The organism is Nocardioides sp. NPDC127503 (assembly GCF_040302165.1).
Lineage (GTDB): Bacteria > Actinomycetota > Actinomycetes > Propionibacteriales > Nocardioidaceae > Nocardioides.
In genome coordinates, this window is record NZ_JBEORH010000003.1 from 192,157 (window position 1) to 217,147 (window position 24,991).

Annotated in this window: 22 protein-coding genes; 18 read left to right on the top strand and 4 right to left on the bottom strand. The window is 70.2% G+C overall.

The genetic code is table 11. The annotated features are described in order from the left end of the window. Positions 1-23: 23 nt before the first annotated feature. The 17 genes from ABTW65_RS08015 to ABTW65_RS08095 all read left to right on the top strand — a co-directional run bounded on the left by ABTW65_RS08015 (position 24) and on the right by ABTW65_RS08095 (position 20,524). Positions 24-1,241 carry a CaiB/BaiF CoA transferase family protein gene (locus ABTW65_RS08015; protein ID WP_350659458.1) on the top strand — a complete coding sequence of 406 codons (1,218 nt, stop codon included), beginning with the start codon at positions 24-26 and terminating at the stop codon, positions 1,239-1,241. Beyond that, a complete protein-coding gene (locus ABTW65_RS08020; RefSeq protein WP_350659459.1) occupies positions 1,241-2,380 on the top strand; it encodes an extracellular solute-binding protein in 1,140 nt (379 codons plus the stop codon). The genes ABTW65_RS08015 and ABTW65_RS08020 overlap by 1 nt, the downstream gene beginning before the upstream one ends. After that, a complete protein-coding gene (locus ABTW65_RS08025) occupies positions 2,377-3,165 on the top strand; it encodes an enoyl-CoA hydratase/isomerase family protein (protein WP_350659460.1) in 789 nt (262 codons plus the stop codon). The genes ABTW65_RS08020 and ABTW65_RS08025 overlap by 4 nt, the downstream gene beginning before the upstream one ends. A gap of 14 nt (positions 3,166-3,179) precedes the next feature. After that, positions 3,180-4,367 carry a fumarylacetoacetate hydrolase family protein gene (locus ABTW65_RS08030; RefSeq protein WP_350659462.1) on the top strand — a complete coding sequence of 396 codons (1,188 nt, stop codon included), beginning with the start codon at positions 3,180-3,182 and terminating at the stop codon, positions 4,365-4,367. Continuing rightward, positions 4,364-5,866 (top strand): aldehyde dehydrogenase (NADP(+)), encoded by a 1,503-nt coding sequence (locus tag ABTW65_RS08035; RefSeq protein WP_350659463.1) that lies wholly within the window; start codon positions 4,364-4,366, stop codon positions 5,864-5,866. The genes ABTW65_RS08030 and ABTW65_RS08035 overlap by 4 nt, the downstream gene beginning before the upstream one ends. Positions 5,867-6,055: 189 nt before the next feature. Further along, a complete protein-coding gene (locus ABTW65_RS08040) occupies positions 6,056-7,234 on the top strand; it encodes a CaiB/BaiF CoA transferase family protein (RefSeq protein ID WP_350659464.1) in 1,179 nt (392 codons plus the stop codon). A 76-nt stretch (positions 7,235-7,310) separates the two neighbouring features. Next, a complete protein-coding gene (locus tag ABTW65_RS08045; protein ID WP_350659465.1) occupies positions 7,311-8,330 on the top strand; it encodes a LacI family DNA-binding transcriptional regulator in 1,020 nt (339 codons plus the stop codon). 202 nt (positions 8,331-8,532) lie between these two features. Beyond that, positions 8,533-9,867 carry an ABC transporter substrate-binding protein gene (locus ABTW65_RS08050; protein ID WP_350659466.1) on the top strand — a complete coding sequence of 445 codons (1,335 nt, stop codon included), beginning with the start codon at positions 8,533-8,535 and terminating at the stop codon, positions 9,865-9,867. Positions 9,868-9,945: 78 nt separating this feature from the next. Next, positions 9,946-10,917 (top strand): carbohydrate ABC transporter permease, encoded by a 972-nt coding sequence (locus ABTW65_RS08055; protein WP_350659468.1) that lies wholly within the window; start codon positions 9,946-9,948, stop codon positions 10,915-10,917. Continuing rightward, the gene (locus tag ABTW65_RS08060) at positions 10,914-11,864 is read left to right on the top strand and encodes a carbohydrate ABC transporter permease (protein WP_350659471.1); all 951 of its coding nucleotides are present in this window, start codon (positions 10,914-10,916) and stop codon (positions 11,862-11,864) included. Before ABTW65_RS08055 ends, ABTW65_RS08060 begins: the two co-directional genes overlap by 4 nt. After that, positions 11,864-12,964, top strand: coding sequence for a Gfo/Idh/MocA family protein (locus ABTW65_RS08065; protein WP_350659472.1), 1,101 nt, complete (start codon positions 11,864-11,866; stop codon positions 12,962-12,964). The genes ABTW65_RS08060 and ABTW65_RS08065 overlap by 1 nt, the downstream gene beginning before the upstream one ends. Positions 12,965-12,983: 19 nt before the next feature. Continuing rightward, positions 12,984-14,138, top strand: coding sequence for a CaiB/BaiF CoA transferase family protein (locus ABTW65_RS08070; protein ID WP_350659473.1), 1,155 nt, complete (start codon positions 12,984-12,986; stop codon positions 14,136-14,138). Further along, positions 14,135-15,301: an extracellular solute-binding protein gene (locus tag ABTW65_RS08075; RefSeq protein WP_350659474.1), complete on the top strand. Its 1,167-nt coding sequence runs from the start codon at positions 14,135-14,137 to the stop codon at positions 15,299-15,301. The genes ABTW65_RS08070 and ABTW65_RS08075 overlap by 4 nt, the downstream gene beginning before the upstream one ends. Then, positions 15,298-15,771 (top strand): MaoC family dehydratase, encoded by a 474-nt coding sequence (locus tag ABTW65_RS08080; RefSeq protein WP_350659475.1) that lies wholly within the window; start codon positions 15,298-15,300, stop codon positions 15,769-15,771. The genes ABTW65_RS08075 and ABTW65_RS08080 overlap by 4 nt, the downstream gene beginning before the upstream one ends. Beyond that, positions 15,768-17,066 (top strand): L-fuconate dehydratase, encoded by a 1,299-nt coding sequence (locus ABTW65_RS08085; RefSeq protein WP_350659476.1) that lies wholly within the window; start codon positions 15,768-15,770, stop codon positions 17,064-17,066. The genes ABTW65_RS08080 and ABTW65_RS08085 overlap by 4 nt, the downstream gene beginning before the upstream one ends. Positions 17,067-17,074: 8 nt before the next feature. Continuing rightward, complete coding sequence (locus ABTW65_RS08090) at positions 17,075-17,956, top strand: amidohydrolase family protein (RefSeq protein ID WP_350659477.1); 882 nt, start codon at positions 17,075-17,077, stop codon at positions 17,954-17,956. A 162-nt stretch (positions 17,957-18,118) separates the two neighbouring features. Continuing rightward, positions 18,119-20,524, top strand: coding sequence for a glycoside hydrolase family 95 protein (locus ABTW65_RS08095; RefSeq protein ID WP_350659478.1), 2,406 nt, complete (start codon positions 18,119-18,121; stop codon positions 20,522-20,524). A 48-nt stretch (positions 20,525-20,572) separates the two neighbouring features. On the opposite strand, the gene ABTW65_RS08100 is transcribed toward ABTW65_RS08095, so the two are convergent. From ABTW65_RS08100 to ABTW65_RS08115, 4 genes are read right to left on the bottom strand one after another with little or no spacing between them, the layout of a single operon-like run. Beyond that, positions 20,573-21,556 carry a 2-hydroxyacid dehydrogenase gene (locus tag ABTW65_RS08100; RefSeq protein WP_350659479.1) on the bottom strand — a complete coding sequence of 328 codons (984 nt, stop codon included), beginning with the start codon at positions 21,554-21,556 and terminating at the stop codon, positions 20,573-20,575. Next, positions 21,553-22,245, bottom strand: coding sequence for a FadR/GntR family transcriptional regulator (locus ABTW65_RS08105; RefSeq protein WP_350659480.1), 693 nt, complete (start codon positions 22,243-22,245; stop codon positions 21,553-21,555). The genes ABTW65_RS08100 and ABTW65_RS08105 overlap by 4 nt, the downstream gene beginning before the upstream one ends. A 16-nt stretch (positions 22,246-22,261) precedes the next feature. Continuing rightward, a complete protein-coding gene (locus tag ABTW65_RS08110) occupies positions 22,262-23,029 on the bottom strand; it encodes an SDR family NAD(P)-dependent oxidoreductase (RefSeq protein WP_350659481.1) in 768 nt (255 codons plus the stop codon). Further along, positions 23,026-23,886 (bottom strand): fumarylacetoacetate hydrolase family protein, encoded by an 861-nt coding sequence (locus ABTW65_RS08115; RefSeq protein ID WP_350659482.1) that lies wholly within the window; start codon positions 23,884-23,886, stop codon positions 23,026-23,028. The genes ABTW65_RS08110 and ABTW65_RS08115 overlap by 4 nt, the downstream gene beginning before the upstream one ends. A 149-nt stretch (positions 23,887-24,035) precedes the next feature. On the opposite strand from ABTW65_RS08115, the gene ABTW65_RS08120 reads away from it, so the two are divergent. Next, positions 24,036-24,986, top strand: a complete 951-nt coding sequence (locus tag ABTW65_RS08120) for an aldo/keto reductase (protein WP_350659483.1) — start codon at positions 24,036-24,038, stop codon at positions 24,984-24,986. The last annotated feature ends 5 nt before the right edge of the window (positions 24,987-24,991 follow it).

Below are 24,991 nucleotides of genomic sequence, written 5' to 3' on the forward strand. Positions count from 1 at the left end.
CCAGGCAAGGAAGACCCGAACTGATGACCACCACACCCAGGATCCTCGAGGGATACCGCGTCCTCGACTGCTCGATCGCCATGGCCGGCCCGTTCGCCGCGCAGCGGCTGGGTGACTTGGGCGCCGACGTCGTCAAAGTCGAGCCGGTCACCGGTGAGTGGCAGCGCCACGCCGCGGCCGGTGGCGCGCAGGGCAACCAGATCAACGTCTCCTTCCTCTCCCTCAACCGCAACAAGCGCTCGCTGGCCGTCGACCTCAAGGCCGACGCCGGCAAGCAGGTGCTGCTGCGGATGGTCGAGACGGCCGACGTGTTCCTCCAGAACTACCGCCCAGGCGTGGCCGAACGGCTCGGCGTCGACTACGCCACGCTCTCGGCGATCAACCCGCGCCTGGTCTACGTCTCGATGTCCGGCTACGGCGAGGACGGCCCCGACGTCGACCAGCCCGGGCAGGACCTGCTGCTGCAGGCCCGCAGCGGCGCGATGCTCTCGACCGGTCGCCACGGTGAGCCGCCGCAGCCGGCGGGGCAGTACCTCGTCGACGCGGTCACCGCGTCCACCGCGTTCGAGGCTGTGCTGGCCGCGCTGCTCCACCGCGAGCGTACGGGGGAGGGGCAGCTGGTGAAGGTGAACATGCTGGACGCGATCACCACCCTGCAGATGCAGGAGCTGTCGGTGTTCGTGGCCGGCAAGGTGCCCCAGCAGCGCAGCGCGGAGCCGCATGCGCACGTCTACATCCGTGCGCCCTACGGCACGTTCAAGACGGCCGACGGCTTCCTCGCCCTCGCCATGCCCGACCTGCCGACGCTGGGCAAGGTCATCGACGAGCCCGCGTTCGCCGAGATGAGCTCGGAGGTGCACGGCTGGAGCCACCGGGACGAGGTCCACCGCCGCACCGCGGACCGGTTGGTGCTGCGTACGACGGCCGAGTGGCTCGACGCTCTTGGCGCCGCCGGCATCTGGTGCGGGCCGGTCCAGGACTACGCGGCCCTGGTCGAGGATCCGCAGATCAAGCACAACGGGACCTTCGTCGACTACGAGCACCCCACCGAGGGCCGGGTCACGACCCCGGGATTCCCGTACGTCTTCTCCCGCACGCCCGCCTCGATCGAGCGGGGCGCTCCGCTGGTCGGGGAGCACACCGGTGAGCTGCTCGCAGAGGCTGGATTCACCGGCGAGGAGATCGCGGCGCTGACCGCCGGCGGTGTGGTCGCCGAGACCCGTCCCGAGCAGCCGGTCTGATGACCCAGCCGACCTTCCGCGGCCTGACCTGGGACCACCCCCGCGGCCGGGACGCCCTGGTCGCGGCGGCCGAGGCGAGCGACCTCGGCCTGGCCTGGGACGTCCATCCGCTCAGCGGCTTCGAGTCCACCCCGATCGAGGAGATCGCCGCCGACTACGACCTCGTCGTCCTCGACCACCCTCACCTCGGCGACGCCGTCGCGCGCGGTTGCCTGCAGCCGTTCGACGACCTCGTCGGTCACGAGCAGGTCGCGGCGTGGGCGGACGCGGCTGTCGGTCCCAGCCTGGCGTCGTACGTCATGGACGGACGACTGTGGGCAGTGCCTCTCGACGCCGCGACGCAGGTCGCCGCGACGCGCGCGGACCTCGTCGACGCCGTGCCGCGGCGGTGGGCGGAGGTCGCCGCGCTGTCCCATCGGGCGCCGGTCGCGCTGTCGGTCGCCGGCCCGCACGCGCTCCTGACCTTCTCCTCGGTCTGCGTCGCGCTGGGGGAGGAGCCTGGGGGAGTCGAGCGCTTCGTCTCCGACGAGGTCGGACGGCAGGCCCTCGAGCTGATGGCCGACCTGGCCGTGCGGGCGCCGCGCCACACCCTGGACCTCGACCCGATCGGCCTGCTCGCCGAGATGACCGCGGGCGACACGCTTGCCCACGTGCCACTCGTCTACGGCTACGTCACCTACGCCGAGACAACGCTCGACCGTCCGGTGCGCTTCACCGATGCCCCCAGGCTGGCACCCGGTACGCGTCCGGGATCGACCCTCGGCGGAACCGGCCTGGCCCTCACGGCACGGTGCGAGGTCACGCCTGAGCTGCTCGACCACGTACGCCACCTCATGTCGGGGCCGGTGCAGGAGGACTTCATCCCGGCACACGCCGGCCAGCCGTCCGCACGCTCCGCGTGGACCTCGCCGACGGTGAACGAGCCGGTCGGCGACTTCTACCGCGGCACCCTGGAGACGGTCGAACGTGCGTGGGTCAGGCCCCGTCACCCGGGCTACGTGACGTTCCAGACCGAGGCCGCCGAGGTCGTACGCGAGGCCCTGGCCGGCTCGATCAGCATCGCCGCCGCCCTCGGCCGGATCGACGACAGCCACCTGGCCACCCTCGGCCGCACGAACCCGGAAGGAGCTGCCCGATGACCGCACCCGAGTCGACCTGCCCGGAGGTGCTGTTCGAGCAGCGCGGCCACATCGGCGTGATCACCCTCAACCGGCCAGCGAAGCTCAACGCCGTCACACAGGAGATGTCCGACGCGCTCGTCGCGCTGGCGCGCTGGTGCAACGACGCCGACGAGGTCCGGGTCGTGGTTCTCACCGGCGCCGGAGAGCGCGCCTTCTGCGCGGGCTCGGACATTGCCGAGCTCGACGAGTACGCCAGCCCGTGGGCCTTCCGCAATCGGGAGGACTACTGCGACTCGCTCAAGGTGCTGCGCAAGCCGATCATTGCCGCCGTCAACGGGTACGCCCTCGGCGGTGGGCTGGAGACCGCGCTGATCTGTGACATCCGGCTGGCGTCGACCACCGCGAAGCTCGCCGCCGCCGAGGTGAAGCTCGGCTGGATCGGCGGCGGTGGCATGTCGGCGTTGCTGGACCGCTCGATCGGCCCCAGCAACGCAGCGGTGATGCTGATGACCGGCGATCCGATCGACGCCCAGCAGGCGCTCGCCTGGGGGCTGGTCAGCGAGCTGCTCGAGCCGGACGCCCTCCTGCCGCGAGCCCTCGAGCTCGCCGAGACCATCGCGAGCCGCGCGCCCATCGCGGTCGAGACCGCCAAGGCCAACCTGGCCGCCGCCGCCAACATGCCACTGGAGCAGGCGGTCACCTACGAGCGCGACATCCAGACCGTGTGCTTCGCGACCGCCGACGCCGCCGAGGGCCGCGCGGCGTTCATGGAGAAGCGCGCACCCCGATTCGTCCGAGCCTGACCGGAGGACCACCGATGACAGTCACCACCGACTGGGGGCCCGACCTGGCCACCACCATGCCCGCCGATGGCGCCGTCCCCACCCTCGTGGGGCGCGTCTGGGATCCGGAGGCGCGGGGCCCGAGCGTCGTCGTGGTGCGGGATGGCACGGCGTACGACGTGAGCGGCAGGTTCGCGACGGTGCGCGACCTCTGCGAGCAGGCCGACCCCGGCGCCGCGCTGGCCGGCGTTCCCGGCGAGCCGCTGGCCACGGTGGCCGACCTGCTCGCCAACACGCCGCCGGAGGGCCGCGATCCCGCCCGTCCCTGGCTGCTCGCGCCGGTCGACCTGCAGGCGGTCAAGGCCGCTGGCGTGACCTTCGCGGTCTCGATGCTGGAGCGGCTCATCGAGGAGCGCGCTCGGGGTGAGGCCGACGCCGCGGCCGAGGTACGTGCCGAGATCACCGCGGCGATCGGCGGCGGGCTCGACGAGCTGGTCCCCGGCTCGCCGGAGGCGCAGCGGCTCAAGGAGGTGCTGCGCGAGCGCGGCATGTGGAGCCAGTACCTCGAGGTCGGCATCGGACCCGACGCCGAGATCTTCACCAAGGCCCAGCCGCTGTCCGCGGTCGGCACCGCCACCGAGGTCGGGGTGCTGGCCGCGTCGCGCTGGAACAACCCCGAGCCGGAGGTGGCGCTGGTCGTCACCTCCGATGGCCGGATCGTCGGCGCCACCCTCGGCAACGACGTCAACCTGCGCGACGTCGAGGGCCGCTCGGCGCTCCTGCTGCCCAAGGCCAAGGACAACAACGCCGCCTGTGCCATCGGTCCGTTCGTACGTCTCTTCGACGACGGCTTCACCCTCGACCACGTCCGCGCGATGACGGTCTCGCTCGAGGTGCGTGGCGAGGACGACTTCGAGATGGTGGGCACGTCGTCGATGCGCGCGATCAGCCGCGATCCCGCGGATCTGGTCGGCCAGCTGATCGGCCCGCACCACCAGTACCCCGACGGCGCCGTGCTGCTGCTCGGCACCATGTTCGCGCCCTCCGACGACCGGGACGAGCCCGGCATGGGGTTCACCCATCACTCGGGCGACGTCGTCCGGATCTCCGCGCCCGAGCTCGGCACGCTCGTCAACCTCGTCAGGGCGAGCGAGGAGTGCGCGCCGTGGGACTTCGGCATCGCCGACCTGATGCGCAACCTCGCCGGAAGGAAGCTGCTGTGACCGCCCTGTCCTCCCGAAACCCCGCCACCGGCGAGGAGATCCCGACCGGGCTTCGAACGACCACCATCGAGGAGGTCGACCGGGTCGTCGCGGAGGCGCATCTCGCCGTGCCGGCGCTGGCAGCGCTGGGCCGCGAGGGGCGCGCCCGCCTGCTCGAAGCGATGGCCGGTCGGCTCGAGGAGATCCGCGCCCGGCTCGTCGAGACCGCGATGTCGGAGACCGGGCTGCCCAGGCCCCGCCTCGAGGGTGAGGTCGGCCGCACCACCTTCCAGCTGCGCCTCTTCGCCGAGGCCGTCCGGGAGGGCAGCTTCCTCGAGGCTGCGATCGACCACGCAGGCGAGACACCGCTCGGGCCCGCCCCCGACGTACGCCGCATGCTCGTGCCGCTCGGCCCGGTCGCCGTCTTCGGCGCCAGCAACTTCCCGCTCGCCTTCTCGGTGCCGGGCGGCGACACCGCCTCCGCGGTCGCGGCCGGGTGCCCGGTCGTGCTCAAGGCGCACGAGTCGCACCCGCTGACCTCCCAGCTCGCCTTCGACGCGCTGCGTGCCGCGATCGAGGACCTCGGGCTACCGCCCGGGACGGTCGGCCTGGTCCACGGCCGCCAGGCTGGAGCTGACCTGGTCGTCCACCCGCTCATCAAGGCGGTCGGCTTCACCGGCTCGCCCGCCGGGGGCCGGGCGGTGCTCGATCTGGTCAACGCGCGCCCCGAGCCGATCCCGTTCTATGGCGAGCTCGGGAGCCTCAACCCGCTCGTCGTCACCCCCGGCGCCGCGGCGGCTCGCGGGGCAGCCGTCGCCGAGGGCCTCGCCACCTCGATCACCGGGTCGGCCGGGCAGCTGTGCACCAAGCCGGGACTGGTGTTCGTGCCGACGGGGGAGGCCGGCGACGAGCTGGTCGAGAAGCTGGCCGCGACCCTGGCCGAGTCGGTCGCGCAGCCGCTGCTCAGCGTCGGCATCGCCGACTCGTACCGAAAGATCTTCGGCCGCCTCACGTCGGCGTCCGGCGTCACCGCCGCCGTGACGGCGGAAAAGCAGAGCGAGCCCGCCTGGGCCGCCGCGGGGCTTCTGGTGACCGGCTCGGCCGGGCTCCAGGAGGTCCTCGAGGAGTGCTTCGGCCCCGCCGCCGTCGTGGTGAGGTACGCCGACGAGGCAGACCTCGTCGCCGCCTTGAGGCAGGTGCCCGGATCGCTCACCGCGTCCCTCCACTCCGAGCCCGAGGAGTCAGCGCTGACCCGACGACTCGTCGAGGTGGTCACCCCGCTCGCCGGACGCCTGGTCTTCAACGGCTTCCCCACCGGCGTACGTGTCTCGTGGGCGCAGCACCACGGCGGACCGTGGCCGTCCACCAACACCCTGCACACCTCGGTCGGCGTCACCGCTGTGCGCCGGTTCCTGCGCCCGCTCGTATGGCAGGACGCGCCCCAAGAGCTGTTGCCCGAAGAGCTGCGCGACGGACACACCGGCACCCCTCGCCGCATCGACGGCACGCTGTACGCCTGACACAAGCCGAGGCGTCAGCCGCGTCGGCCGAGAGGTCAGCCGCGTCGGCCGAGTGGGCAGCGCCCTGCCAACTCGGCCGGCGTAGGTGACGCCTCGGCCGACCTAGGTGACGCCTCGGCGCTGCTTGTCTCCGAGTGGGCGGAGCCGTACTATTGCGCAAACGATTGATCGCGCGATGGGGGAGTGGCGATGCAACCGGAGGATCTGCCTCTCGCCGGGACCGTCGTCCTGGACTTCAGTCAGTTCCTGGCGGGCCCCGTCGCCGCACTTCGGCTGGCGGACCTGGGTGCGCGGGTGATCAAGGTCGAGCGGCCGCACACCGGCGAGATCGGCCGTACGCTCGCGTTCGCAGGCCGCTCGGCAGCGGGGGACACGCTCTCGTTCCACGCCATGAACCGCAACAAGGAAGCCGTGGTCGCCGACCTCAAGGACCCGGCTGACCTGGCTCGGGTGAAGGACCTCGTTGCCCGCGCCGACGTGATCATCGAGAACTTCCGGCCGGGGGTCATGGAGCGTATCGGCCTCGACTACGCGAGCGTGCGTGAGCTCAACCCTGCGCTGGTCTACGCGAGCGCCTCGGGCTACGGCGACATCGGCCCCTGGGCGACCCGACCCGGTCAGGACCTCCTGGCTCAGGCGGTGTCCGGGGTGACCTGGCTCGCCGGTGCGGACCGGCCGATGACGGTCGGGCTCTCCCTCGCGGACCACCTGATGAGCTGCCACCTCGCCGAAGGCGTGACCGCACTGCTCGTACGTCGGGCCAGGACCGGTCGGGGCGGGCTCGTCGAGACCAGCCTGCTCGAGGGCATGCTGGACCTGCAGGCCACGCTTCTGACCCGCCCCGAGGGCGAGAACCTGGCGGGCTCGACCCGTCCGACGTCCGCCTGGACACCCACCGGGATCTTCGCCACCAAGGACGGCTTCGTCGCCCTGGCAGGAGCGCCCCTCGACGAGCTCGCGACGGCGCTGGGCGACCCCGAGCTGGCCCAGCTCGCGGCCACCGGGTCGTGCGAGAAGGAGACCGAACGGGTGAGCGACCTGATCGCCGCCGCTCTGGGCCGCGACACCACGGCCGCTTGGCTGGCCGCGCTGCCTGCCCAGGATCGGCCGAGCGAATGGATCGCGCCGGTGCTCACCCTCGAGGAGCTGCTCGCCTCACCGGAGTTCGCCGCGCTGGAGATGACACAGGAGGTCGAGCGCTCGGCCGTGGAGCCGGGCGGAACGCCTGTGACCCTGAGGACCACACGGAGCCCCATCCGCGTCGACGGCGAGATCCTCCGCCATCGACGCGGCGCACCGCAGCTCGGCGAGCACGGCAGCCTGCGCGACGGAGCCGACCCGCTCGGAGGCGATCCGCATGGCCGGTGACGGCCAACCGGCTGCTGCCACGCCGGAGCCGCCGGGTCCCAAGCCGCCGCTGCCGGGCAGAGCTAGGCTGCGGCCCATGGCCACCCTCGGCGATGTCGCAGCCCTTGCCGGCGTCTCGATCTCCGCTGTCTCGCGGGTGCTCAGCGACGCGCCGTCGGCCCGGGTGAGCGAGGCGACCCGCGAACGGATCGTCAAGGCGGCGAGGGACCTGCAGTACCGCCCCAACTTCGCCGGTCGCGCCCTGAAGTCGGCGCGAACCCAGGTGGTCGGTCTGGTGGTGCCCGACCTGACCAACGCCCTGTTCACCGAGCTCATGCACGGCGCCGAGGACGAGGCCGCCGCGAAGGGCTACACCCTCCTGCTCGGCCGCGCCGACGACGTACGTCCCGAAGGCGAGATGATCGCCCGGCTCATCGGCGAGGGACGCGTGGACGGCATGGTCATCCAAGTGGGCGACGGCGTCGCGCCGGCCGGGATGGGCGAGCTGCTGGCCTCGGGCGCTCCGATCGTGCTGATCAACTCCACCTACCCGGGACACGCCGGCTCGGTCGCCCTCGATGACCGCACCGGTGCCCGGATCGCCACCCAGCACCTGATCGACCTCGGCCACGAGAGGATCGCCTTCGCCAACGGCCTTCCCCGCTCGTTCACCGCGAAGCGGCGGCGGGTGGGCTACAAGGAGGCCCTCGTCGAGGCGGGCCTGCCGATCTTTCAGGGGTACGAGACCCGGGTCGGCTACACCGCCGACAACGGCCGTACGGCCCTGCGGCGACTGATGGAGCGCGAGCCGAGGCCCACCGGGATCGTGGTCGCCAACGTCAACGCCGCGATCGGTCTCCTCGCTGCCGCTCGAGCCGACGGGATCCGTGTTCCTGAGGACCTGTCCGTGGCCACCGTGCACGACTCCTGGACCGCCGAGAACACCTGGCCGCCGCTGACCGCGGTCAAGATGCAGTTCTACGACATGGGCCGCGCGGCCGTACGCAGGGTGGTCCGCCGCATCGAGACCGGTGAGATGGCCGACGAGATGATCACCGACCCCGCCCCGGAGCTCATCGTGCGGGAGTCCACGGCGCCACCGCGCCGGGACGTCTGAGAACTCGGCCGGAAGAGCACGCCCTCGGCTGGGGCGTGCGTCCGCGCGCCCGGAATCGGCGGTCACTGGGCCTCTCGCCTCCCCGCCCGAAGGAAGATCTACTCAAACGATTGACCAGTCCCAGTGATCTGCTCTAACGTTTGAGCAGTGGCCTGCGTCACACTGCACCCGCTCGGGACACATCGTCGAAGGAGCCATGTCCATGAAGCGAAACCCACTCGGTTCACGTCACCGGGCGGCCCTGGTGGCCGCCGTGACCCTGCTGGCCGCCTCGGTCCTGGGTGCCTGTGGCTCCGGCGGAGGAGATGATGCCGCGGGCGAGAAGACGGACTCCGGTGGCGCGATCACCGTCTGGGTCGACCCGCCGCGAGTGCCTGCGGCGAACGCCTTCAAGAAGGCGTACCCCGACATCGACATCAAGATCAACCAGATCGACGGGACCGTCGGAGGCAAGTCCCTCCAGCAGCAGTTCGCCCAGTTCAACGAGGCCGGACAGGGGTGGCCGGACGCCATCTTCTTCCCCTCCAACGACGACATCGCCTGGGCCTCCGGTGCGCAGATCGACTACACGCTCGACCTGACCGACCACCTGCCCGAGGTGCTCGACGGCTACGAGGGTTCGATCAACGCCGCCTGCGAGATCGACGGCCAGGTCCGGTGCCTGCGCAACGACGCGGCACCCGACGTGTTCTGGTACAACAAGGCCTTCTTCGACGCCAACGGCTACGAGGCGCCGACCACCTGGGAGGAGTACGGCGACCTGGCCGTACGGATCGCCAAGGAGCACCCCGGCAAGATCAGCGGCTTCACCGGTGACGCGTACGCCCCGGACCGCTACCTGTGGGGGTCGGGCTGTCCCACCAACGACCGGCAGTCCGAGACCGTCGTCCACATCGACACCTCCGACGCCAAGTGCACCCGCGCGGTGGACCTGATCGGCACGATGCTGGAGGGCAAGGCAGTCTCCACCGTCGGCATCTTCGACCCGGACGCGGCCAAGGTCGGCAAAGACCTGGTCATGAGCCCCGGCGCTGCATGGTGGGGCGACTACCTCTTCAACCAGACCTGGAAGATCCCGGCCGGTCAGATGACCGCCGTGGAACCCCTGGCCTGGGACGGCGAGAGCGAGCCCTCCACCGGCAACGAGGGCGGCGGCCTCTGGGGCGTCTCGAACCACATCACGGGCAAGCAGCTCGAGAACACGCTGATCTTCGCCGAGTTCGTCGCCACCGACCCGAGGTGGCAGGTCGAGCTCTCCACCGGCCTGCCGGCGTACGGTCCCGTGCAGGACGCGTGGGCGGAGAAGCAGGCCAAGGCCAACTACTTCGCCGACAACGAGACCACGTTCGAGGCGATGAAGAAGGCCAACGACTACGTCGTCGACGGCCACGCCTACATGCTCTACAACACCGGAGCGGTGTGGACCGAGACCGTGGCCGCCGCCCTTGCCTCAGGCGGCGACGTCGACCAGGCCTGGACATCCTTCGGGGACGAGCTGGTCAGCCAGGCGAAGGCGATGGGCTACACGGTCGAATAACCCGGCCGCGCACGAGCTCCTTCGGCCCGGAACCTCCGGGCCGAGGGAGCACCATCCCGGACACATCGGAGGAGCAACATGTCGACCGCCTTGATGGAGGACGTCGCGACCTCGCCGCCCGAGGTGGGCTCGAGGCGCCGTCCCCGACGACGCGTCGCGCGGCCCAGCGAGACGCGCGGCGCCTGGGTGCTGATGGCGCCCTACCTCGTCCTGCTGATGATCGCGGGCATCATCCCCGTCGCGTACGCGATCAAGACATCCCTGGAGAAGGCGCCGACGCCGCTCGACCCGACCGGGGGCTTCGGGGGTGTGGACAGCTTCAGGACCGTCGTCACCGACTACCGGTTCGTCGACACGTTCGTCAACATCTTCGCGACCCTGGTCGTCTGGCTTCCGATCATGACGATCGGCATCGTCGGGTTGGCTCTGCTGGTCCATGCCAGCCCCGGATGGTTCGGGTCGTCGATGCGCTTCATCTACTACATCCCCGGGGCCCTGGCAGGCGTCGCGAACCTCGTGCTCTGGGTCTACCTCCTCAACCCGAGCCAGTCCCCGATCGAGGGATTCTGGCAGGCGCTGGGCGTCGACACCATCAAGCAGGCGGTCGCCGGACCTGGGAATCTGCCGTTCATCCTGGCCGCGATGATGTTCTTCCAGGGTGTCGGTCAGTGGGTCATCGTGGTCAACGGCGGCCTCAACGGGATCTCCGAGGAGACGCTCGAGGCGGCGCGGCTGGATGGCGCCAACGAATGGCGGCTGGCCTGGCACGTCAAGCTGCCGATCATCCGGCCGTGGATCGGGTACGCCGTGCTGATGAACCTCGCCTACGGGTTCCAGCTGTTCCTCGAGCCACAGCTTCTCGACCAGGTCGCCAGCAACGCTCTGGACGATCATTGGACCCCCACCCAGCTGGGGTACGCCTTCGCCTTCAGCAGCTACAACTTCCCCGCAGCCGCCGCGATGTCGCTGATCCTGCTCGTGATCACGCTGGGCATCGGCCTGCTGGTCGTCTTCCGAACCGGGCTGTTCGGCGAGGAGGAGCACCGATGAGCCAGACCACCGTGGCCGAGCGCCGGGAGGCCGGAAAGAAGCCAGGCATGTTCGACTGGAGCGTCGGCAAGACCGCACGCGTCGTGACGATGCTGTTCGTCGCCTGCCTGTTCGTCCTGCCGATCACCGGCTTCATCGCGATGGCGTTCCGGTCCAACGAGGGTGTCGCATCCGGTGCCGGCGGCCCGTTCGGCTTCGGCGACATGTCGTGGGACAACGCGCAGTACAGCTGGTCCCAGGTCAACGGGTTCGGACCCGACGGCGGGGGCCTGTACACCCGCTGGCTGATGAACACGCTCGCCGTCGCCGGCGGTGGCGCGCTGCTGGCGGTCTTCGCCGCTCTGCCGGCCGGATACGCGCTGGCCCGGCTCCGGTTCCGCGCCCGCCGGGCCGTCCTCCTGATCACCCTGATCACGATGGTGATGCCGAACACCGTGCTGGTCATCCCGATCTTCCTCGAGGTGAACGCCATCGGCGCGGTCGGCCAGCTCTGGCCGGTGGGGCTGATCATGGGCTTCTTCCCGTTCGGGGTCTACCTGGCCTACATCCACTTCATGACGACCATGCCCCAGGAGCTCGTCGAGGCAGCCCGGATCGACGGTCTCAGCGAGGTGGCGATCTTCTGGCGGGTGGCGCTCCCGATCTCCCGCCAGGCAGCGGTGCTGGTCGGTTTCTTCGCCTTCGTCGCCAACTGGATCAACTTCTTCCTGCCGCTGGCGCTGCTCTCCTCCAACCAGAACAACCAGACCCTCCCCGTCGGGTTGCAGCAGCTGATCGGCGCCAGTCCGCTGTTCAATCCGACAGTCGCCGCCGGGCTGGACGTGAAGCTCTACATGCCGCAGCTGGCGCTGGCGACCTTCATCTCCATGCTCCCGCTGTTGATCGTCTTCCTCGGCGCGCAGAAGTTCCTGATGCGGGGCGAGACGATGGGGGCGGTGAAGGGCTGATGGCCCCGCATCCGCCACCGGAGTTCGACCCGCACACTGGCTACTCGTCCGAGATGCCGAAGAGCCCGCGTCCGATCGTGCTCGTGGGCGCCGGCGGGATCGTCCGTGACGCTCACCTGCCGGCGTACGCGAAAGCGGGGTTCGAGGTCGCCAGCATCACCGACCTCGTCCCCGAGCGGGCGCAGGATCTCGCCGAACGGTATGGCATCCAGGCCGTGTGCGAGAGCGTCGCGGACGCGGTCCGGTCGGCTCCGGCCGACGCGGTCTACGACGTCGCGCTTCCGCCCGAGGCGCACGTCGAGGTCCTCGAGCAGCTGCCGGACGGTGCAGCGGTCCTGCTGCAGAAGCCGTTGGGAAACCACCTGGCCGAGGGAGTCCGCATCCGCGAGGTGTGCCGGCGCAAGGGGCTGGTGGCGGCGGTCAACACCCAGCTCCGCTTCGCGCCGTACGTCGTCGCTGCCCGCGAGCTCATCGCCGCGGGCGCGATCGGGGAGCTCTACGACCTGGAGGTCCGGGTCTCGGTGCGGACCCCGTGGGAGATGTTTCCCTACGTGCTCGACCTGGACCGGCTCGAGATCAACATGCACAGCGTCCACTACCTGGATCTGGTGCGTTCCTTCCTGGGGGACCCGACCGGCGTCCACGCCGTCACCGTGCGCCACCCCGAGAAGTCTCACGCCAACTCCCGCTCCGACATCGCGCTGAGCTACGGGGACCGACCGATCAGGGTCGTCGTCTCCACCAACCACGACCACCACTACGGACCCCGGCACGAAGAGGCCTTCGTGAAGTGGGAGGGCACCCGCGGCGCCATCCGCGCACAGCTCGGCCTGCTGCTGGACTACCCGCGCGGTGGTGAGGACTCGCTCGAGGTGGTCACCGACGATCGGCTCGACGCCGGCTGGCGACCGGTGCCGTTCGAGGGTTCCTGGTTCCCCGACGCCTTCATCGGCTCCATGGCCGTGGTCCAACGCTTTCTCGAGGGGTCGATCCCGTCTCTGCCCACCGGGGTCGAGGACGTCTTCCGCACCATGGCGGTCGTCGAGGCGGCGTACACGGACGCATCCCGCGGTGGAGAGCCGCCGGCTTATGACCAGTGATCATCTGAAAGGAACGCCGATGAGTGGCACCCGCCTCCGCGCCTCCGACCTGCCACTTGAGGGCGTCACGGTCCTGGACTTCAGCCAGTTCCTGGCCGGTCCGGTGGCGGCGTTGAGGCTCGCCGACCTCGGCGCCCGGGTCATCAAGATCGAGCGACCCGCCGGGGGAGACGCAGGCCGGAGTCTGGCCTTCGCCGGACGGACGGTGAACGGCGACAGCCTCTCCTTCCACGCGATGAACCGGAACAAGGAGAGCGTGGCGGCCGATCTGAAGGATCCCGCCGACCTCGAGCGCGTACGCGGACTGGTCGCGGAGGCCGACGTGATCGTCCAGAACTTCCGCCCCGGCGTGATGGAGCGGATCGGTCTCGACTACGACTCCGTCCGGGCGCTCAACCCCGCCATCGTCTACGGCAGCGTGACCGGGTACGGCGGCGTCGGCCCGTTCCAGGACCGCCCGGGACAGGACCTGCTCGCCCAAGCGATCGCCGGGCTGCCCTGGCTCAACGGGTCGGCCGACGACCCGCCGGTCCCCGTCGGGCTGGCGGTGGCCGACCACCTCGCCAGCTGTCACCTCGCCCAGGGCATCACCGCCCTGCTGGTCCGACGGTTCCGGACCGGGAAGGGCGGGCTGACGGAGACGAGCCTGATGGAGTCCCTGCTGGACCTGGAGTTCGAGCTGCTGACCACGCGGCTCAACGACCCGTCGGTCGAGGTCCGCCGCAAGGGCCCCCGGTCCGCCCACGCCTTCCTCTCCGCTCCCTACGGCATCTACCCGACGAGCGACGGCTACCTCGCCATCGCGATGAACCCCGTGCCCACCATCGGGCGGCTGCTCGGGCTCCCCGAGCTGGAGGCGATGACCGATCCGCAGACCTGGTGGGACCGGCAGTCGGAGATCGAGGAGGCGATCGGCGACCGTCTCCGGAGCGACACCCGGGACGCCTGGCTGGCCGTCCTGGACGCCGAGGACGTGTGGTGTGCCCCGGTGCTCACCCTCTCCGAGCTGGTGGAGCACAAGGGCTTCGAGGCCATCGCGATGACCCAGCAGATCCGTCGTGACGGCCTCTCCCTGACGACCACCCGCAGCCCGATCCGCATCGACGGGGAGCGGCTGACCAACCCGCGTCCGGCTCCACGCCTGGGCGAGCACGACCTCGAGGGGGATCGATGACCGTCCTGCACGGCATGACCTGGGAGCACCCGCGTGGCTACGACTGCCAGGTGGCGGCCTCTCGGGAGTACGCACGCCGGACCGGGGTCGAGGTGCGCTGGGAGTACCGCTCCCTGCAGGCCTTCGCCGACGCCCCGCTGGCTGAGCTGGCGGAGCGCTTCGACCTCCTGGTCATCGACCACCCGCACGTGCCCCTGGCCGTCGCGGAAGGCGTACTCGCGCCCCTGGACGGTGCAGGACACGACGACGAGCTGGCCGACTTGGCCGCCGATGCCGTGGGCAGCAGCCACGCGTCGTACCGCCATGGCGGGCGCCAGTACGGCCTGGCCACGGACGCCGCCGCCCAGGTGGCTGCGTACCGCCCGGACCGGCTGCCGGCTCCGCCCCGCACGTGGGAGGAGGTGCTCGACCTCGCCACCGGCGGCCGGGTGCTCTGGCCCTGTAAGCCCATCGATGCCTACTCGACCCTGTGCACCCTGGCGGCCAACCGAGGGACGCCGGTCAACGCCGAGCCTGGGAGCTTCCTGGCCGAGGAGGATGCGCTGAGCATCCTCGACCTCATGCATCGGCTCTGCGAGCAGGTGCCGTCGTGGTGCTTGGACGCGAACCCGATCGAGGTCGCCGAGGCGCTCGCCGCTGACACCACCGAGCCGTGGGCCTACGCACCGCTGATGTACGGCTACAGCAACTACTCCCGGGCCGGGTTCCGGCCACATCGCCTCAAGTACGTCGACATGCCCTCCGGTCCCCGAGGGGTGGCCGGCTCGCAGCTCGGGGGTGCCGGCGTGGCGGTCTCGGCCCGGTCGAGAGATCTGGACGCCGCCCGCGCGTACGCACTGTGGGTCGCCTCGCCGGAGATCCAGTCGGGCATCTACTACGACGCCGGTGGCCAGCCCGGCTACGCGTCGTCGTGGGACGACGATCGGCTCAACGAAGACTCCTGGGACTTCTTCCGTGGCACCCGGGCGACCCTCGAGGGCGCGTGGGTGCGGCCGCGTACCGCCGGCTACCTGGAGTTCCAGGACACCGTCTCTCCGTGGGTGACGGAGGCGCTGGCCGGCCGGATGACCGACGCCGAGCTGGTCCGCCGGGCCGGCGAGCTCGCCGAGCGCCTGCTCATGGTGGCTGACGCGCACGGCGTCGAGGAAGGAGCATCCCGATGAGAGTCGAGGAGCGCTGGTTCGAGGACTACGCGGTCGGGGAGTCCCGGGCCACCCTGGGCCGCACGATCACCGAGGCCGACATCGTCCTGCACGCCGGTCAGACGGGCGACTTCTTCCCGCACCACATGGATGCGGAGTGGATGGCCACCCAGCCGGCGGGTCAGCGGATCGCACACGGGACGCTGATCCTCGCGGTGGCGGTCGGAATGACGGCCACCGACATCAACCCACAGTCCATGTCCTACGGCTACGACCGGATCCGGTTCATCGGTCCGGTGTTCATCGGCGACACCATCACCGTCACCGCCGAGATCACCGAGACGGCGCAGCACCGGAAGAAGCCGGACGAGCTCGGCTACGTCCACGAGCTCGTCACCGTCACCAATCAGCGTGGCGAGACGGTGCTGGTGCTGACCCACCTCTACCTCGTGAACAAGCGCCACCCATCCCCACAGGAGGATCCCTCGTGACCCGTATCACCGCCGTCGATGTCACCGATGTCCGCTTCCCGACCTCCGTGTCGATGGACGGGTCCGACGCCATGAACAAGGACGGTGACTACTCGGCCACGTACGTCGTGGTGAGCACCGACGACCCGGAGCTGTCCGGCTTCGGTTTCACCTTCACCATCGGGCGCGGCAACGACATCTGCACCCTGGCCGCGCAGCGCCGCGGTGAGCCCCTGGTCGGGCGAGAGGTCGGCGACGTGGTCGGTGACCTGGGCGGGGTCTACCGGGATCTCGCCTCGGACTCCCAGCTGCGCTGGCTAGGCCCGAACAAGGGGGTCGAGCACCTGGCCCTCGCCGCGGTGATGAACGCGGTCTGGGACCTGGCTGCCCGCAAGGCCGGCAAGCCGCTGTGGCGTCTGCTGGCCGACATGACCCCCGAGGAGCTCGTCGACGTCGCAGACCTGACCTACCTCAGCGACGCCCTCACCCGGGAGGAGGCCCTGGACATCCTCCGCGCCAGCGTCCCTCACCGTGAGGAGCGGATCCGTCACCTCGAGTCGACCGGCTACCCCTGCTACACCACGTCCGCCGGCTGGCTGGGCTACTCCGACGACAAGCTGCGCAGGCTGGCCGCCGAAGCCGTCGACTCCGGCTACACGCACATCAAGCTGAAGGTCGGCGCGAACCTGGAGGACGACATCCGGCGCTGCGAGATCGCGCGGGAGGTGATCGGCTGGGACGCGAAGCTGATGATCGACGCCAACCAGGTCTGGGACGTGCCGCAGGCCATCGAGTGGGTCAACGCGCTGGCGCGCTTCGAGCCGTGGTGGATCGAGGAGCCGACCAGTCCCGACGACATCCTCGGCCACGCCGCCGTACGCAAGGCGGTGGCCCCGATCGGGGTGGCCACCGGTGAGCACGGCATGAACCGGGTGCTCTTCAAGCAGATGTTCCAGGCGGAGGCCATCGACTTCTGCCAGCTCGACTCCGCGCGGTTGGCCAGCATCAACGAGATCCTCTCCGTCTATCTGATGGCGAGGAAGTTCGATGTGCCGGTCTGTCCTCATGCCGGCGGAGTTGGCCTGTGCGAGCTCGTCCAGCACCTCTCCGTCTTCGACTACGTCGCCGTCTCAGGCACGCTCGAGGACCGGGTCACCGAGTTCGTGGACCATCTCCACGAGCACTTCACCGACCCCTGCATCGTCGAGAACGGCGCCTACCGGCTGCCGTCCAGGCCCGGCTACAGCGCGGAGATGCACCCCGCGTCGGTGGCGACGTACGCCTATCCGGACGGCAGCTACTGGGCGACCCGGTGAGGCCTCGGATGATCATCGACAGCCACCAGCACGTCTGGGACCTCGCCCGCTCGCCCTACCCGTGGCTCGGCCCCGACGTGCCCGAGTACAACCGCACGTTCACCTTCGACGAGGTCCAGCCGCAGCTGCGGGCGCAGGGAGTGGACGCGACCGTGCTGGTCCAGTCCGACGACCACGACGGGGACACCGACCTGATGATCGAGGTCGCCGACCGACATCCCGAGGTGGTGGGGATCGTCGTCTACGTGCCGCTGGACCAGCCGGACCTGGCCGCCGAACGGCTCGAGTCGCTGCGCGGAGACGACCGGGTGGTCGGCGTACGCAACCTCATCCACAACATCCCCGACCCCGACTGGATCCTCCGTCCGGACGTCGCCGAGGGATTGCGGCTGCTGGAACGTCTCGGGCTCACCTACGACCACGTCTCGGTGCTGCCGCGCCACCTCGAGCACGTCGCGACGCTCTCCGAACGCCACCCGGACCTGCGGATCGTGATCGACCACCTCTCCAAACCACCGATCGGCGAGGCCGAGCGGGAGCCGTGGTGGAGCCTCATCGAGCGGGCGGCAGAGAACCCGAAGGTGTTCGGCAAGATTTCGGGTCTCTATCCGGGTGCGGCCCCGGACGACTGGACCGTTGCCGGCATCCAGCCCTTCGTCGACCGGGCGGTCGAGGTGTTCGGCCCGAGCCGGCTGATGTACGGCGGAGACTGGCCGATCTCCACTGCCGCCGGTGGCTACGAGCGGGTCTTCGCCGGGCTCCGGGACGCGTTGGCGGGCCTGTCGAGCGGCGAGCGCGAGGAGATCTACGCCGGCAGCGCGCGGCGCTTCTATCAGCTCGACGACCAGCGGCTGGCAGCGGCGGAGGCGTCCGCTCGGAACGCGCTCTGATCCTCAGAGATCAGATCATTTGTCCGTTCTGGCTGTCACCGCTCGGCCTATATCGGCCATCACGAGCCCAAATCTCGGCAAGCATCGACATGACGTGTGATGTCTATTACATTGAAACAACCGATGTTTGCCCCACCTGGGGCGTGAGTCAGGAGGAAGCTGATGGTGGACTTCACGAGACGACGGGTGCTGCAGGCCGCCTCGGCGCTGGCGGGCGGCGCCCTGGTGCAGCCGGTCGTCGCCGAGGCGGCCGCGGCCGCCGACGATGAGCCGGAGACCAACCCGCTGGAGCTCTGGTACCGCCAGCCCGCCGCGGAGTGGCTGCAGGCGCTGGCGATCGGCAACGGCCGGATGGGCGCGATGGTCTTCGGCGGTGTGGCCAGCGAGAAGCTGATGCTGAACGAGGACTCGGTGTGGGCCGGCCACCCGCACAGCTACGACCCACCGCGTGGGGCGGAGGTGCTCCCCGAGATTCGTCGGATGATCTTCGAGGAGAACTGGGTGGGTGCCCAGCGTCTGGCCGACGAGGAGTTCCTCGGGCGACCCAGCGAGCAGGCCTTCTACCAGCCGGTGGGCGACCTGCTGCTCGAGTTCCTCGGCATCGAGGGCGAGCCGGTGACGTACCGGCGCTCGCTCGACCTGCGGTCGGCGACGGCGATCTCGGAGTTCGAGGTCGGCGGCGTCCGCTACCGCCGCGAGGCGTTCGTCAGCCACGCGGACCAGGTGATGGTCGTCCACCTCACCGCGGACCAGGCCGAGAAGGTCTCGTTCAACGCCACCTTCGAGTCACCGCAGCAGAGCGACGTACGTCCCCACGACGCGCGAACGCTCGCGCTGGAGGGCATCAGCGGGCCCACGGAAGGGATGGAAGGTGCCGTCCGCTTCGTCAGCCTCGTCCGCGCCGAGACCGAGGACGGAACCGTCCAGTGCCAGGGCGCCCACCTTCGGGTACGCAACGCCACATCGGTGACCCTGCTGCTCTCGATGGCGACCAGCTACCGCAACTACGCCGACGTGAACGCCGACCACATCGGCCGAGCGACGAAGCCGCTTGAGGCAGCAACTGGGCGAGGCTACGGGCAGCTGCGGTCGGCGCACGTGCGCGACTATCAGTCGCTCTTCGGCCGGGTCGACATCGACCTGGGCACCTCCGCCGCGATCGAGAAGCCGACCGATGAGCGGGTGGCGGGGTTCCGGGCCGGCGGCGACCCGCAGCTGGCGGCGCTGTGGTTCCAGTTCGGGCGCTACCTGCTGATCTCGTCCTCCCGGACCCCAGGGCAGCCGGCCAACCTGCAGGGCCTGTGGAACTACAAGATGCAGCCCGAGTGGCAGTCGAAGTACACCCTCAACATCAACGCCCAGATGAACTACTGGCCCGCGGGCCCGGCCAACCTCGCGGAATGCTGGGACCCGATGTTCGCGATGACCGAGGAGCTCGCGGAGGTCGGGCGGAACACCGCCAAGAAGATGTGGGGGTCGGACAAGGGCTGGGTCGCCCACCACAACACCGACGGCTGGAGGGGGACTGCACCGGTCGACTTCGCCTACTACGGAGTCTGGCCGATGGGCGGCGCCTGGCTGTCGCTGCTGTTCTGGGAGCGCTACGAGTACACCGGCGACAAGGCGAACCTCGCCGAGCACTTCCCGACCCTGCGCGGAGCCGTCGAGTTCTTCCTCGAGACGATGGTGCGCGACGAGCAGTCCGGCTACATGGTCACCTGCCCGTCGCACTCGCCGGAGATCAAGCACCACGAGCAGGACGACGAGGGGGTCAGCATCTGCGCCGGCCCGACGATGGACTGCCAGATCCTGCGCGACCTGTTCACCGCGTTCGAGAAGGCCGCTGAGGCGCTCGGCAAGTACGACCCGCTCGTCGAGAAGGCGGTGGCGATGCGGGATCAGCTGCCGCCCAACCAGATCGGCTACCTGGGCCAGCTGCAGGAGTGGCTGATCGACTGGGAGGATGCGGCACTGGAGCGGAGCCGTCACGTCTCCCACCTGTGGGGCATCTTCCCCTCAGACCAGATCACCCCGTTGCGTACGCCTGAGCTGGCCGACGGCGTCCGCAAGGCGCTCGAGCTGCGCGGCCCGGCGATCACCACGGGCTGGTCGCTGGCGTGGAAGATGAACATCCGCGCGCGGCTGCTCGAGGCGGAGAACGCCTACAAGGAGGTGGGGCACATGCTCCATCCCTCCCGGACGGCTCCCAACCTCTTCGACCTGCACCCGCCCTTCCAGATCGACGGGAACTTCGGTGGCGTCTCCGGGATCACGGAGATGATCATGCAGAGCCACTCCGGTGAGGTCTTCCTCCTTCCGGCGCTGCCGGCAGCATGGCCGGAGGGGAAGGTCCGTGGCCTGCGCGCCCGCGGGGGCTTCGAGGTCGATCTGCAGTGGGCTGACGGCAAGGTCGAGGTGGCGCGGATCCGGTCGCTGCTCGGCAACCGGCTCCGGCTGCGTACGCAGCAGCCGGTCAAGGTGACCGGGACGGACGTCTCCCGCCCGGAGGAGGGCGTCGTCGAGTTCGACACTCGGCGCGGCAGCACCTACACCGTGGTTCCGCGGTAGGACCATCTCAGGCCGGCCGCGGGTGGACCGCGGCCGGCCTGAGTCTGTCTACGGGTGGACCGGAGTCGGCGCGGGCTCGCCGGCGAGCACGGCGCGGGCGTTGTCGATCGCGAGCATCGCCATCCGGTCGCGGGTGGCACGGCCGGCGCTGCCGATGTGCGGCAGCAGGACGACGTTGGGGAGTGCCAGCAGGTCGGGATGGACGGCCGGCTCGTTCTCGAAGACGTCCAGCCCGGCGGCGCCGATCGTGCCGTCGGCGAGCGCGGTCGCCAGGGCGGCCTCGTCGACGATCGGGCCGCGAGCGGTGTTGACGAGCACCGAGCCCGGTCCCATCAGCCGTAGCTCCTTGGCGCCGATGAGATGCCGGGTGTCAGGGGTCAGCGGGCAGTGCAGCGACACGACGTCCGAGGTGACCAGGAGGTCGGGCAGCGGCAGGGTCTCGATGCCCAGGCGCGCCGCCTCCTCGCCGGCGGAGCGGGACGGGGTCGCGACGATGCGCATGTCGAAGGCGCGGGCGCGCCGCGCCATGGCCAGGCCGATCCGGCCCAGGCCGACGATGCCCAAGGTGGCGCCGCTGCTGACGTCGAGGCCCACGAAGAGGTCCGGCCGCCAGGACCAGGGCTCGCCGCCGCTGCGTACGAATGCATCGGCCTCCACCACGCGACGGGAGGTGGCGAGCAGCAGCGCGAAGGCGAGGTCGGCGGTCGCCTCGTCGAGCACGCCCGGCGTGTTGGTCACGGTGATGCCGCGAGCGGTGCAGGCGGCGACATCGATGTTGTCGTGACCGACCGCCATGTTGGCGACGACGCGCAGCGACGGACCGGCCGCGTCGAGCAGCTCGGCATCGACGCGGTCGGTGAGCAGGCAGACGAGCGCGGCGGCCCCGCGTACGTCCGACAGCAGCTCCGAGCGGTCCTGCCCGGACGGCTCCGCAGCGCAGGTCACCGGCCCGGGCAGTCCGTCCAGCGCTTGGCGGGCGCGGTCGCTCGGCCGGAAGGAGACGTGCAGCCGGCCCTGGTTCGGCGTGCTCACTCCTCCTCCCGGTCCTCGGCGAGGCTGCGGCGGATCCAGTTCTCGATGCCCGCGACGTGGGCCAGGGACAGCGCGGCGGCGATGCTCGGCTGTCGGTCCGCGATGGCCAGGGCGATGCCTCGGTGCTCGCGCTGCGTCTGGTCGAAGGAGTCCTGCTGGGTCACGCCACGCCAGATCCGGGCCCGCTGGGTGCGGTTGGCGACGCCGTCGATGAACGAGCACAGCACGGTGTTCCCGGAGGCGCGGGCGATGCGGTGGTGGAACTCCAGGTCGTTGGCGACGACCTCCTCCAACGCCGTCTCCGGAGTGACGGAGTCGACCAGCGCGAGCAGTTCGGCGGACTCGTCCGGGAGCATCAGCAGGGCCGCCTTCTCGGCCGCCAGCGGCTCCAGCGCCCGTCGTACCTCGAAGAGGTCCAGGACGCTGGAGTCCTGGTGGAAGTCGATGACGAAGCCCATCGTCTCCAGCAGGATCTCCGGCGTCAGGCTGGTGACGTAGGTTCCGTCACCCTGGCGTACGTCGAGGATGCGCATCATCGAGAGCGCGCGCACCGCCTCTCGCAGGGAGCTGCGGGAGATGCCGAGCTGCACGGACAGGTCGGCCTCGCGCGGGAGACGGTCGCCAGGCTTCAGCCTGCCGTCGAGGATCATCTCCTTGATCTTCTCGATCGCCTCGTCGGTCAGCGCCATCGGGATCCTGGTCCTCTCACTCGGTCGGTCGCAACCGTAACGTTGCCATGCCGCCGTCGACTGCCAGGGCCACTCCGGCGGTCGACCCCGAAGAAGGGCCGGCCAGGTAGGCGACCGCGAGGGCGACCTCGTCCGCGCTGACCAGCCGGCCGTGCGGCTGCCGAGCGTCCAGGGCGGCACGCTCGGCCTCGGGATCCTCGGCCGAGTCGAGCAGGCGCTGCACCCACGGGGTCGCCGCGGTGCCGGGGTTCACGCAGTTCACCCGGATGCCCTCCCGGAGGTGGTCCGCGGCCATGGCGAGCGTCAGGGACTGCACCGCGCCCTTGCTCGCGGAGTAGACGGCCCGCTGCTGGATGCCCGTGGTCGCGGCCACCGAGGCCACGTTCACGATCGCCGCGGCAGAGGAGCGCCGCAGGTGGGGGAGCGCGGCGCGCGAGACTCGTACGGCACCGAGGACGTTGACGTCGAAGACCGCGTGCCACTGCTCGTCAGGGTTGTCCTCGACGGTGCCCTGAGCACCGATGCCGGCGTTGTTGACCACGATGTCGAGGCGGCCGAAGGTGGCGATCGCCTGTTCCACCGCCGCCCGGATGCTCGCGTCGTCGGTGACGTCGGCGCGGATGCCGAGGGCCTTGGGGTTGATGCCGTCGGGGTCGAGATCGAGGGCCGCGACCTGGGCGCCCCGCTCCAGCAGGACCTCGACGACGGCGGCGCCGATGCCGGACGCGCCACCGGTGACGAGGGCGACGAGCCCGTCGAGCTCGGGCGTTCCCTGGCTGCTCATGACTGCGTCCCGTAGGCGACGTACTCCTGGCGCTGGCGGCCGAGTCCGTCGATCTCGATCTCGACGACGTCGCCGGGCTGGATGTAGGCGAACCGGCCGGAGAGCGCGACGCCCTCCGGGGTCCCGGTCATGATGAGGTCGCCCGGGTCGAGAACCATGAACTGGCTGAGGTGGTGGATCACAGCCGCGACGTCGAAGATCTGGTCGGCGGTCACGGAGTCCTGGCGCGGCTCGCCGTTGACGAAGGACCGCATGCCGAGCTTCTGGTGCTCCACCTCGTCGGGTGTCACGACCCACGGGCCGATCGGGCTGAAGCCGGGGGCGATCTTGCCCTTGCTCCACTGGCCCCCGGAGATCTCGAGCTGGAACTCGCGCTCGGAGAGGTCGTTGGCGACCACGAAGCCCGCGACGTGCTCCAGGCTCTGGTCGGGGGAGTCGAGGTACGACGCGCGCTTTCCGATCACCACGCCGAGCTCCACCTCCCAGTCGGTCTTGGTGCTGTTGCGCGGGATCGTGACGGTGTCGTTCGGCCCGGCGATCGTGTTGGGGGCCTTGAAGAAGATCACCGGCACCGTGGGCGGCTCCGCGCCGGACTCGGCGGCATGTGCGGCGTAGTTCATGCCGATGCAGACGATCGCGCCGGGCTGGGTGATCGGGGCACCGACGCGGAGCGTGTCGGCGTCTTCGACGAGCGGGAGATCCCCCGCGGCGAGGGCAGCGGCGGCTCGCGCCGGTCCGTCGGAGGCCCAGAAGGCTCCGTCGATGTCGTTGGTGAGACCGGCCAGGCTGCGCACCTCGTCGTCGAGCACGACGACGGGCAGCTCCTCACCTGCGGGTCCCAGGCGGGCGAACTTCATGGTGTGGCCTCCAACGTTGATTAATCGGATCTATGGTGGTCTGGAAGCGCCAAATGAGGCACCGAATGCATATTGACAGTCTAAACATCAGATGTCTAGCCTCGATGTGGCGGTCGGACGACCGTGGAGTCAGAGGTTGAGGAGGGCGGATGGAGATCCCGCTGTTCGGACTCGGCTGTGCACCGATGGGCAACCTGTTCCGGCCGCGCACCGACGAGGACTGCTACGCCACGCTCGACGCGGCCTGGCAGGCAGGCGTACGTCACTTCGACACCGCGCCCCATTACGGGCTGGGGCTGTCGGAGGAGAGGATCGGGCGGTTCCTGGCGACGCGTCCGCGGTCGGAGTTCGTCATCTCGACCAAGGTGGGCAGGCTCGTGCGGCCCAACCCGTCCTGGGACGGGGAGTCCCAGGACGACATGGGCTTCGCGGTCCCAGCAAGTTCGCACCGGGTCCTGGACTACTCGGCCGACGGCGTACGCCGCAGCCTGGAGGAGTCGCTGGCCCGGCTCGGCCTCGACCGGGTCGACATCCTCTACGTGCACGACCCCGAGCTGTCCGGTGACCCGGCGGCCGTCGAGACCGCGCTCACCGGTCTGGCGAAGCTCCGCGAGGAGGGGATGGTCGATGCGATCGGGACCGGCTCCCTGTCGGTCGAGGCGTTGACCGCGACGGTCGAGACCGGCCTCGCCGACGTGGTCATGGTCGCCAACCGCTACACGCTCCTGGATCAGTCCGTCGCCGACGGCCTGCTCGAGGCGTGCGACCGGCACGGCACCAGGATCGTCGCGGCGGCCGTGTTCTCCAGCGGCCTGCTCGCCACCACCCCGCGCAGGGGCGCCATGTACAACTACGGCGAGGTGCCGGAGGACATCCTCGAACGCGCGCTGCGGATCGGCGAGGTGTGCGAGGCGCACGGGGTCGAGATCGCCACCGCTGCGCTGCACTATCCGTTGCGGGACCCGCGGGTCGTATCGGTCGTGGCGGGCGCGGGGCGGCCCGAGCAGATCAGGCAGAACCTCGAGCGTCTGGCAGCCACGGTCCCCGAGGCGCTGTGGGCCGACCTGGCCGGCCAGGAGCTGGTGCCGTCGTGCGCGTAGCCCTC